This is a genomic window from Acinetobacter sp. UBA5934 (genome assembly GCF_002430855.1).
Classification (GTDB): Bacteria; Pseudomonadota; Gammaproteobacteria; order Pseudomonadales; family Moraxellaceae; genus Acinetobacter.
In genome coordinates this window covers 1-9,637 of sequence record NZ_DJDC01000128.1, presented here as the reverse complement: position 1 = coordinate 9,637, position 9,637 = coordinate 1, and the positions used below count along the sequence as shown (strand labels likewise).

The following is a 9,637-nucleotide window of genomic DNA, read 5'->3' as shown; positions in this document are numbered from 1 at the left end:
ATCTCGGCACTGCTGGTGGGTCCCTGCATGACTGCTCCGCTGGCCGGGGCACTGTTATTTATCTCGCAAAGCCAAAGTCAGTGGCAGGGCGCAATCTTACTGTTCACATTGGGTTTTGGTATGGGCACGCCCTTGCTACTGGCCAGTGTATTAGGTTCCAAGGTACTGCCTAAAGCAGGGCTGTGGATGCACCAGATTAAGGTATTGTTTGCCTTTATTATGTTAGCCCTGGCACTGTATTTTATTCGTCCGCTCATTTCTGAGGCCTGGTTGCAATGGGCAGGTTTGGGTCTGGGCATCTGTTTTATTGCTTATATTCTCTTTCGCATTCGGCAACAGACCCCGCTCCGGGCTTTATATGTACTGGTCTTACTCGTGGCGATTCCCTATTTGGCCTATACTCAATATCAGCACAGCCAACGGTTTTTTGTCGGGCAGAGCAGCACCCATGCCACTTGGCATGTGGCAAAAACAGCAGATCAATTTCAGCAGCTCTTAAGCAGTGTGCCATCCAATCAGGCAATTGTTATTGATGTCTATGCAGACTGGTGTGTGGCCTGTCAGCCTATTGAACATCGGGTGCTAAAATCGGCTCAAGTACAACAAGCTCTTGCGCCGTATTTTCTGATTAAACTGGATTTGAGTGACTATGATGCAACGCATCAGGCCTTATTGAATCAGTGGGATATTTTAGGGCCGCCTACCTATTTATTCTTAGATACAACGCAACGGGAAATTCGTGGTTTACGTCTAACCGGTGCTTTTAACGAGACTGAATTACTGAAACAGCTTGATCTGTTTCAACAGCAGATAGGATCATAATGTGATGTATCAGCTTTATATCGCCAATAAAAATTATTCCAGCTGGTCTATGCGCCCTTGGTTAGTGCTCAAGGCATTTCATTTGCCGTTTCAAGAAATCATGATTCCCTTTCCCGTAGAACGTAACACCGGCACATTCAAACAGGATGTATTGGCCATTAACTCCAATGGTAAAGTTCCGGTATTGATCGATCATGACTTGATGTTATGGGATTCACTGGCGATTTGTGAATATTTGGCCGAACAGCACTCAGATCAGCATTTATGGCCGCAAGATGTGAAACAGCGGGCACGGGCGCGTTGTATTACGGCGGAAATGCACAGTGGATTTGCCAGTTTACGCAATGCCTGTGGCATGAATATTCGCGCCCATTTAGCTGAGGTAGGCAAACACTTGTGGCAGGACAATGCCGAACTTCGTCAGGAGGTGGCACGTATCGAGCAGATTTGGTCAGAACGTCCCGATGTGAACGGATTTCTATGTGGTGAATTTTCCATTGCCGATGCATTTTATGCTCCGGTGGTAACCCGGCTCATGACCTATGCCTTACCTGTCGGTGAATCTACACAGCAATATATGCAGACCATGCTGCGGCATCCGGCCATGAAATTGTGGATTGAAGGGGCATTGAAAGAAGAGATGTGGGTAAATTATTTAGAGTCGTATCAACAGCAGCCGCTTTAGCAGGGTTTGGGTTCAGTAAACAACTCTTCCTGATAGCATTTGACCTGATTGCGCCCGCAGGCTTTGGCAACATACAGTGCCTTGTCTGCCTGGCTGAGCAATTGTTGTGGATTTACTGAGTGGCTGGATAGCGCAATACCAAAACTTGCAGTGATTGGAATGATTTCTCCCGCATCACTATATAGAGCAACTTGTTGAATCGCCTGGCGGCAACGTTCCGCAATACTGTGTGCCTGTTCCAAAGAAGACTGATTCAGAATCAGAATAAATTCTTCTCCACCAAATCGGCCGACTACATCACTATCACGAATCATATGAGACAGGATTTGGCTGACCTGTATCAGGGCTTCATCACCTTTATCATGCCCATAATGGTCATTAATACGCTTAAAATGATCCAGATCAATTAACACCAGCGCATAAGACTGACTTGGTTTACGTTCCAGTTTTTCCAGGCAGTAATTGATGCTGCGTCGGTTAAGCGCATTGGTTAACGGATCCACCTGACTTAAATGTTGAATCAGTTTTTCCCGGTGACGCCACTGACTGAGTAAAATTTCAAATAAAATGAGGCAGGTAATTAAAATAGGGACGATGAAATACATCATCGTGAGAACCCAAAACATATTTTGGTAGGGCAGGGTGTGTAGGTAAAATAGCGGTCCGTAACTGATCTGACCTTGTACACTTAAATAGCCGCAGACCAATAAAAATAATGTGGCGGGGATAAGGGCAAAATAAACGATTTTACGGCTAAACAGCACTAAACCTACAGTGAGCAGGCACATATACGTGATCATGGTGGCCGGACTGAGCACGCCGACCACATACCCATCACGACATAAGGAAATGACCAAAATGCCTACAGATATATAGGGCAGGTATTGCTGTACCCAGGCTTTTTTACGCCATACCGAACATGGGTAAATCAGCCCAATAAAGATGGCCAACATCAGGATATTCATTTCTAGCTGTAGTTTGAGCAAGGGTAAATTTACCCAGAGCCAGACGTCAGGTGATAAAAGTACGAATACTTTCCAGATAATCCAGATCAGATGCACCGAACTTCCTAAAATCAGCATCAAAATGCATTTATTCAGGACACTCCAGTTCATTACGCCCCCATCTTCTAACAGGTATTTCGCAATTTTTTCTTTGAACGTGAAGGTGTGATTCGGTGAAAAGATTGGCTTCATTCGATAGATGTAATCCCTAGTTCTTTAAATTCTGAATTAATGTGAGTTAAGTAGATTTATTTTTAATAATTCACAACATAGCACGTTTTTTCGTACATGGTAATGGCTATATTTTGTACTTTTGGGTAAAAAAGTACTGAGCTTATAGTGTCGTTGTTTTAAAAATGGAACGGTGTGTCATGTGTAGGCATATTATTCTATTTTTTGTGTTCGATTAAAATGTCTGCAGTGAATAAATAAAGATGAAGGTAACAGGCATGAAAGTTTTACATATCGATTCTAGTATTTTAGGTGATGCCTCTGTTTCACGTCAGTTGAGTCAGGCAATTGTCAGTCAATTGCAAGCCAAGCATGCAGATGCAACCGTAGAATATCTGGATTTGGCAAAACAGACTATTCCACATTTAACCGCTGAAATTTTGATGGGGCAAGATGCTGAACAGGCAGCCTTAGGTGAAAAAATTATTCAGCAGTATCTGGAGGCTGATGTAGTTGTAGTAGGGGCAGCAATGTATAACTTTGGCTTGCCTTCTACTTTAAAAGCCTGGATTGACCGTATTAGTGTGGCGGGTAAAACCTTTAAATATACTGAAAATGGTCCTGTTGGTCTGGCGGGTGAGAAAAAAGCTTATATCGCCAGCAGTCGTGGCGGTGTATATGGTGAAAATAGCCCGGCAGATTTTCAGGAAGGTTTTTTGAAAACTGTATTTAACTTCACCGGTGTCAGTGATGTCGAAATTATTCGTGCAGAAGGCGTGAATATGGGTGCAGAGTCAAAAGATCAGGCGATTGCCAGCGCTTTAGCTCAGGTACAAAGTCTATAATTTAAAATCATGCACGCTATGATTTCACTCAGGTCAGCTTCGGCTGACCTTTTTTATGGAATATAGCTCATCACTAGATAAATTTAGGTTTGATCCAATGCATGGGCAAACTCGGCCAGATCTGCCATGGCCTGCTTGGCTTCATCGAACCAGGCATAGAACATCTGAAAATTGTGCCACATGCCGGTATAGAGTTTAAAGGTCACTTCTACATTGGCCTGTTCGGCTTTTTCCTTAAAACGCTGCGCGTCATCCAGTAAAATTTCTTTTGATCCTACTTGTACCAGGGTCGGGGGTAATCCGGTTAAATCTGCAAACAGGGGAGAAATAGAGGGATGTGACTTATCCATAGATTTCGGGACGTAATAATCAATCCCTGTTTCTAAGGTTTCAATCGACAATAAGGCATCATGTTGCTGGTTATAGCGTAAAGATTCACTGGTCAGGGTTAAATCTAGAAAGGGGGATAGCAGCATCAGCCCACTGACCTGAGGCAGCTGTTCATCACGAATTTTAAGCGCCAAGGCCAAAGCCAGGTTGGCACCGCAGGAGTCGCCAGACAAAATAATATCCTTGGCCTGTATGCCCTGCACCAGCAGAGTACTGTAGATATCAAACAGTGCATCCAGCGCTTCCGGAAAAGGCTGTTCCGGCGCCAGAGGATAATCAACGTGCAGCGCTTGCATTTGGGTACGTGCCACCATGTCAGAGACAAATGCCCGATGGGTATTTAAAGATCCTAAAAAGAATGCACCGCCATGAATATGTAAAATCAGCTGTGTGGCCTCATTCTGAGGTTTGATTTCTTCAGCACGCAAACCGGCAAGACGGATTGGACGAATATTCACGTCCTTATTCTGCGGAAATAACCGACACATTTGTTCTATCGCAAAACGTGCTGAATTCGGGGGTAAATTAAATTGGCTCGGCAGACGAATCGTGGTTTTTAAAAATCTTTCTGTAATTAATTGTTTCCATAACGGACTTATCTTCATGTTTTTTCCATCTTGTTCTATCTTTTGGAGATGACTGGATATTTACCATTTCAAGTTACAAGATTACACTAAACGGTCACACGGAAAAATTGCAAATATGTTGTGAATTTTTAATACTAAGGCCGTCTACACTAGACTAGGAAACGAAAAAAAATGAAAAAAATTGCTCTTGCATTAGGATTGCTCGGATTAACAGCTTTGGCGAATGCTGCTGATCCTTTAAATGGAACTGTTTGGAAAACGATTGACGATAAAACAAAACAACCGAAAGCAATCGTAAAATTTACTGAACAAAAAAATGGCACATTGTCTGCGAGTATTCAAAAAGTTTTGACACCGGGCGAAGAACAGGCGTGTAAAAAATGTGAAGGTCCATACCATAATAAATCTCTAAAAGGTTTAAAGATCGTGCACGGTCTTAAAAATGTGGGCGGCACAAATTATGATGAAGGCACCATTCTTGACCCTTCTTCAGGCAAAACTTACAAGTTAAAGGGTGAAATCGCGAATGGCGGTAAAACGCTAGAATTACGCGGCTTTATTGGCGTATCAGTGTTAGGTCGTAACCAAACCTGGATTCGTGCAAACTAAGTTTGCTGAGCCAAATGGATTAAACAAAAAAGCCTGACATTCTCAGGCTTTTTAATATTGCTGGGACAGAAGGTTTACTTTAATGCCCCATATGCTTCTTCATCAAAGCCCACAATATAACCTGAAGCGGTTTCAAGCACTGGACGTTTGATTAAGCTGTTCTGGTGAGTGAGCGCTGCAATAAGATTGTCTTCACTGGCCAAAGCCGTTTGTTGTTCCGCTTCGCTGAGTTTGCGCCAAGTGGTGCCTTTTTTATTAAGAATAACGTCCTGACCTTTGGCATCCAGCCAGGTTTTTACCGTTTCAGCAGCAATGCCATGTTTCTTGTAATCGTGAAACTCATAGGCAAGGCCGAGTTCATTCAGCAAGTCAAAGGCCTTTTTCATTGAATTACAGTTTTTGATGCCATAAATCTTAAGCATAAGTCAATTAATCCGTTTTCTATTGTTCAATAGCGTAGCGAAAATCGCCTGCAAGCTCTAGAGTGAATTAAAAGTATTAAAATTAAGAAATAGATTTAGCTGTCATCAAACTGACATTGAGATTTGCCAATATAGTGGCATAGAGAAAAATAACTTAGTTTTTGATTGGTGTGGTGGCTATAAAAAATTGTATAGCTCAAATAGAGAAAACCCGCATTTAATCATCCTGATCATGCGGGTCTCATTTCAACGTCCATTGTCACATCCTTGCAAAATAAGCTACCGAAGTGGTTTATTTTGTTTCATCCTACGGCGTCCTATCCTTTTGCTGTCTTCCTGACATATCCCTGTGCCGTGTGAGTATAATGCGCTTAAAACAGTTGTATAAAAATACACAAACGCGTCAAGTGGTGTAGGATTTTAGAGGGTGTTAAGTGAACAGTTGTTCACTCAACATGAGGTTATTGTTTAGATTTTATAATCAATAATGACCGGTGCGTGATCGCTAAACCAGTTGTCCTTATATACCCAAGCATTGACTGTGCGTGCTTTCCAGTCCGGTGAGCAGGCCTGATAATCAATGCGCCAACCGACGTTTTTGGCACGGGCTTGGCCTCGGTTTGACCACCATGAATAAAGTTCGGCTTCTTTACGTACTTCACGGAAAGTATCGACATAACCCAAATCATCATAAATATGATCTAGCCAGGCACGTTCGTGTGGTAAACAACCGGAAGATTTTTGGTTACCTGTCCAGTTTTTAATATCAATGCGTTTATGCACAATGTTGTAATCACCACAGACAATGATCGATTTATCTTCATCACGCCATTGTTTTAGAATGTCTTGGTATTGATCTAAAAAGTGATCTTTACGTGCTTGCGCTTCCTCACCCGATGAACCTGAAGGTAAATACAGTGAACAGATATGAACAGGTTTTTCCAAACCTAGATCGAATTCAGCGCTAATAAAACGGCCTTGCGAATCTGCCAGTTCGAAACCCAAGCCATCTTTGACCGAAACAAAAGGCAGGCGGCTATAAATGGCGGTACCGGCATAGCCTGCACGTTCTGCCGGAAACAGATGTGTGTACCAGCCTTCAGGTCTAAATTTTTCAGTCCACTGCGCATGGGTGATCCGGCTTTCCTGCATGCAAATGACATCGGCATCTGACTGTTCCATCCATTCCAGCAAACCTTTGGTCACTGATGAACGCAAGCCATTTACGTTAATTGAAACGACTCTTAGAATTTTTTGATCACTTGGATAGCTACTCTTTGGTATCATGCGCAAGTCTTACCTCTATTTATGAATTTTGGAGCACCTCATGACGTCGCAAGCGACTTTTAACCCTCAAGCTTTTATCGAACTTGCATTATCACGTGGTGTGCTTAAATTTGGTGAGTTTACTTTAAAATCGGGTCGTGTGAGTCCTTATTTTTTTAATGCAGGTTTGCTCAATGACGGCGAAGCCTTGACTGGCTTGGCGTCAGGCTATGCTGCAAAATTAACTGAATGTGACAACGTTGAAGTGATTTTTGGCCCTGCATATAAAGGTATTCCCTTTGTTGCGGCAACTGCTGTTGCACTTTCACAAAATCATGGCGTGAGTGTGCCTTGGGGCTTTAACCGTAAAGAAGCCAAAGATCACGGTGAAGGTGGGGTATTGGTTGGTGCTTCTGTTGAAGGCAAAAAAGTCTGGATTATTGATGATGTGATCACTGCGGGTACTGCCATTCGTGAAGTGGTGACCATTCTTAAAAATGCCGGTGCACAAATTGCCGGTGTATTGGTTGCGCTTGATCGTCAGGAAAAAGGTCAAGGTGAATTGTCTGCGATTCAGGAAGTGCAAAAAGAATTAGAAATTCCTGTGCATGCATTGATTACCATGAAAGATTTAATGGATTTCCTGGATGCGAAAGGTGACAAAGACGCTTTAGCGAAAATGGAAGCATATCGTGTGAAATACGGTATCTAATACTTAATACAAACTATTGATTTTTAATAAAGCTCTATCCATGATAGGGCTTTATTTTTTTCTAAAAATTAAAATGCATCTAGACTGGAATTTATTAGTAGCTAGTTTTTCAGCTATTGCAGCAAGTATCGCATCGATAGCAACATTCTTAGGTTGAAAAGAAAATAGGGAACTTCGCAAAGCTCAAACAGACCCTTTTGTTGATGTAAAGCTAGAAACCATAGACTATCACATTAGTCTTTTACGGCTAAAATTAACGAATACTGGTAGAGGTGGAGCTTTTAATCTTAAGATTCATTTGAAGCCACATCCATCATTAAATAATGAATCTACAAATATAGCTCGGCGTATAATAAATATATTCAATAGCTCTAAGTTTATGATGGACGGAGTTAATTATTTAGCGCCTTTAGATTACAAAAATACTAGATATTTGAATTTTTATAGAGGTGATCACGATGGAATAACAAGTGATGATTTTTTTAAGACAATTATAATTGCACGAGTAGAATTTACGGATCTGAACGGTAAAAAATTTATTCGTGAATATGAAATAGATGCATCTGAGTATAAGGATACTTATAAACTAGGGAAACCTTTTGAAGAGTCTGTACCTCAAGTATTGGAGAAAATGCAGAAAGATATAGGTGATATTAATCAAAATCTTAAAAAACAGTATTCATTAGTAGAAAGAAAATTTAATGATCAAAAAAATGAATGGGATGAATTTGAACTACAGAGAAGATTACATGAGATAAAATTTATAAAAGAGCGTGATCAAAGGCTAGGTAGAATAAACAGAGTATATAAATATAAAAAAAATGATAAGAAATTCTCTATCCAACAACTGAGAAAGCAAAATAAATGAAATCAAATTATTTCATCACATTTCTTGCATTCCAACATCACACCTAATTTTTCTTTGCGTCCTTCTTCAGTGATTACCCAAGGGCGGTTTTGCCAAGGCGGGTTATGCCGTACATGCTGGGTATGCCCACAAGCGAGGTCTGCGACCCAATGATTTTCTTCATCTAAATGAAATCCAATAATGGCTTGTTGCATAAAGTATTCCTGTGAGCTTTCCAAGTATTCGATACAAGCTTTACTAAAATTGAGAAAAAAGAAAGATTAAACTCCGCTATACTTTTCTCAATTTAAAAATACATGAGCAGATCGATATGCGCGTACTTGTTGTGATGGATCCCATCGAAAATGTAAACCTGAAAAAAGATTCCTCTATGGCAATGCTGTGGGCAGCGTCGCGCCGTGGACATGAGTTAGGTTATGCATTACAGCAAGATTTATATATCGATCAAGGTAAAGCCTTCGGTTTGATTTCACCTCTGAAAGTGTTTGAAGACTATAACCATTATTATGAATTGGGCGAAAAGAAAAAAGAATCCATTGCTGCGTATGACGTGGTGTTAATGCGTAAAGACCCTCCGTTCGATATGAACTTTGTCTATACCACCTATATCCTGGAACAGGCAGAGCGTGAAGGGGCATGGATTATCAACAAGCCGCAAAGCCTGCGTGACTGTAATGAAAAACTGTTTGCTACCCAGTTCCCTGAGCTTCAGGTACCAACCTTGGTGACTTCACAAGACAGCTTGATTCGCGAGTTTCTGAAAGAACATGTCGATGTAATTGTCAAACCACTGGATGGTATGGGCGGTACCGGTATTTTCCGTTTATATCAAGATGGCATCAATATTGGATCAACCATTGAAATGTTGACCAATAATGGCACGCGACCAATTATGGCACAGCGTTATATCCCGGAAATTGTAGAGGGGGATAAACGTATCTTGATGATTAATGGTGAACCTGTCCCTTACTGTCTGGCACGTATTCCACAAAATGGCGAAGTACGTGGCAACCTGGCAGCAGGTGGCTTGGGGCAAGCTCGTCCTTTAAGTGAAAATGATAAAGCCATTGCTGCAAAAGTAGGTCCTTACTTACGTGAAAAAGGCCTGATTTTTGTGGGTCTGGATGTGATAGGCAATTACGTAACTGAAATTAATGTTACCAGTACAACCTGTATCCGTGAAATTGATGACCAGTTTGGAACATCAATTGCTGATGATTTATTTAATGTTCTGGAAGCAGGTTTAACGGCCTAAG

Annotated in this window: 12 protein-coding genes; 7 read left to right on the top strand and 5 right to left on the bottom strand. The window is 41.4% G+C overall.

All coding sequences use genetic code 11. From position 1 onward, the window contains the following. Both B2Y23_RS08805 and B2Y23_RS08800 read left to right on the top strand, forming a co-directional pair. A partial coding sequence (locus B2Y23_RS08805; protein ID WP_291370278.1) for a thioredoxin domain-containing protein occupies positions 1-822 on the top strand: 822 nt, incomplete at its 5' end. A gap of 4 nt (positions 823-826) precedes the next feature. Continuing rightward, positions 827-1,507, top strand: a complete 681-nt coding sequence (locus B2Y23_RS08800; RefSeq protein ID WP_291370280.1) for a glutathione S-transferase family protein — start codon at positions 827-829, stop codon at positions 1,505-1,507. Here the strand turns inward: B2Y23_RS08800 and B2Y23_RS08795 are convergent. Beyond that, positions 1,504-2,703: a GGDEF domain-containing protein gene (locus tag B2Y23_RS08795; protein WP_291370276.1), complete on the bottom strand. Its 1,200-nt coding sequence runs from the start codon at positions 2,701-2,703 to the stop codon at positions 1,504-1,506. The genes B2Y23_RS08800 and B2Y23_RS08795 overlap by 4 nt on opposite strands. 257 nt (positions 2,704-2,960) lie before the next feature. On the opposite strand from B2Y23_RS08795, the gene B2Y23_RS08790 reads away from it, so the two are divergent. Further along, complete coding sequence (locus B2Y23_RS08790) at positions 2,961-3,527, top strand: FMN-dependent NADH-azoreductase (protein WP_291370273.1); 567 nt, start codon at positions 2,961-2,963, stop codon at positions 3,525-3,527. A gap of 83 nt (positions 3,528-3,610) precedes the next feature. Here the strand turns inward: B2Y23_RS08790 and B2Y23_RS08785 are convergent, their stop codons facing one another. Then, on the bottom strand, positions 3,611-4,522 hold the full coding sequence (locus tag B2Y23_RS08785) for an alpha/beta hydrolase (protein ID WP_291370271.1): 912 nt from the start codon (positions 4,520-4,522) through the stop codon (positions 3,611-3,613). Between the two features lie 153 nt (positions 4,523-4,675). Between B2Y23_RS08785 and B2Y23_RS08780 the strand changes: the two genes are divergently transcribed. After that, the gene (locus tag B2Y23_RS08780; RefSeq protein WP_291354186.1) at positions 4,676-5,113 is read left to right on the top strand and encodes a DUF2147 domain-containing protein; all 438 of its coding nucleotides are present in this window, start codon (positions 4,676-4,678) and stop codon (positions 5,111-5,113) included. A gap of 74 nt (positions 5,114-5,187) precedes the next feature. Here the strand turns inward: B2Y23_RS08780 and B2Y23_RS08775 are convergent, their stop codons facing one another. Next, positions 5,188-5,535 (bottom strand): Spx/MgsR family RNA polymerase-binding regulatory protein, encoded by a 348-nt coding sequence (locus tag B2Y23_RS08775; protein ID WP_291354185.1) that lies wholly within the window; start codon positions 5,533-5,535, stop codon positions 5,188-5,190. Positions 5,536-6,003: 468 nt separating this feature from the next. Next, on the bottom strand, positions 6,004-6,822 hold the full coding sequence (locus tag B2Y23_RS08770; protein WP_291354184.1) for an exodeoxyribonuclease III: 819 nt from the start codon (positions 6,820-6,822) through the stop codon (positions 6,004-6,006). Between the two features lie 40 nt (positions 6,823-6,862). Between B2Y23_RS08770 and pyrE the strand changes: the two genes are divergently transcribed. After that, positions 6,863-7,513 carry an orotate phosphoribosyltransferase gene (pyrE, locus tag B2Y23_RS08765; RefSeq protein WP_291354183.1) on the top strand — a complete coding sequence of 217 codons (651 nt, stop codon included), beginning with the start codon at positions 6,863-6,865 and terminating at the stop codon, positions 7,511-7,513. 298 nt (positions 7,514-7,811) lie between these two features. Continuing rightward, entirely contained in the window at positions 7,812-8,381 is a 570-nt protein-coding gene (locus B2Y23_RS08760) for a hypothetical protein (protein WP_291370269.1), read from the top strand. A 2-nt stretch (positions 8,382-8,383) separates the two neighbouring features. Here the strand turns inward: B2Y23_RS08760 and B2Y23_RS08755 are convergent, their stop codons facing one another. Beyond that, a complete protein-coding gene (locus B2Y23_RS08755; RefSeq protein WP_291354181.1) occupies positions 8,384-8,575 on the bottom strand; it encodes a DUF3565 domain-containing protein in 192 nt (63 codons plus the stop codon). A 116-nt stretch (positions 8,576-8,691) separates the two neighbouring features. Between B2Y23_RS08755 and gshB the strand changes: the two genes are divergently transcribed. After that, a complete protein-coding gene (gene gshB, locus B2Y23_RS08750; RefSeq protein ID WP_291370267.1) occupies positions 8,692-9,636 on the top strand; it encodes a glutathione synthase in 945 nt (314 codons plus the stop codon). The last annotated feature ends 1 nt before the right edge of the window (position 9,637 follow it).

Coding starts and splice junctions, on each gene's coding strand:
- B2Y23_RS08800 (WP_291370280.1), top strand. CDS start 827: ATGTATCAGCTTTATATCGCCAATAAAAATTATTCCAGCTGGTCTATG.
- B2Y23_RS08795 (WP_291370276.1), bottom strand. CDS start 2,703: ATGAAGCCAATCTTTTCACCGAATCACACCTTCACGTTCAAAGAAAAA.
- B2Y23_RS08790 (WP_291370273.1), top strand. CDS start 2,961: ATGAAAGTTTTACATATCGATTCTAGTATTTTAGGTGATGCCTCTGTT.
- B2Y23_RS08785 (WP_291370271.1), bottom strand. CDS start 4,522: ATGAAGATAAGTCCGTTATGGAAACAATTAATTACAGAAAGATTTTTA.
- B2Y23_RS08780 (WP_291354186.1), top strand. CDS start 4,676: ATGAAAAAAATTGCTCTTGCATTAGGATTGCTCGGATTAACAGCTTTG.
- B2Y23_RS08775 (WP_291354185.1), bottom strand. CDS start 5,535: ATGCTTAAGATTTATGGCATCAAAAACTGTAATTCAATGAAAAAGGCC.
- B2Y23_RS08770 (WP_291354184.1), bottom strand. CDS start 6,822: ATGATACCAAAGAGTAGCTATCCAAGTGATCAAAAAATTCTAAGAGTC.
- pyrE (WP_291354183.1), top strand. CDS start 6,863: ATGACGTCGCAAGCGACTTTTAACCCTCAAGCTTTTATCGAACTTGCA.
- B2Y23_RS08755 (WP_291354181.1), bottom strand. CDS start 8,575: ATGCAACAAGCCATTATTGGATTTCATTTAGATGAAGAAAATCATTGG.
- gshB (WP_291370267.1), top strand. CDS start 8,692: ATGCGCGTACTTGTTGTGATGGATCCCATCGAAAATGTAAACCTGAAA.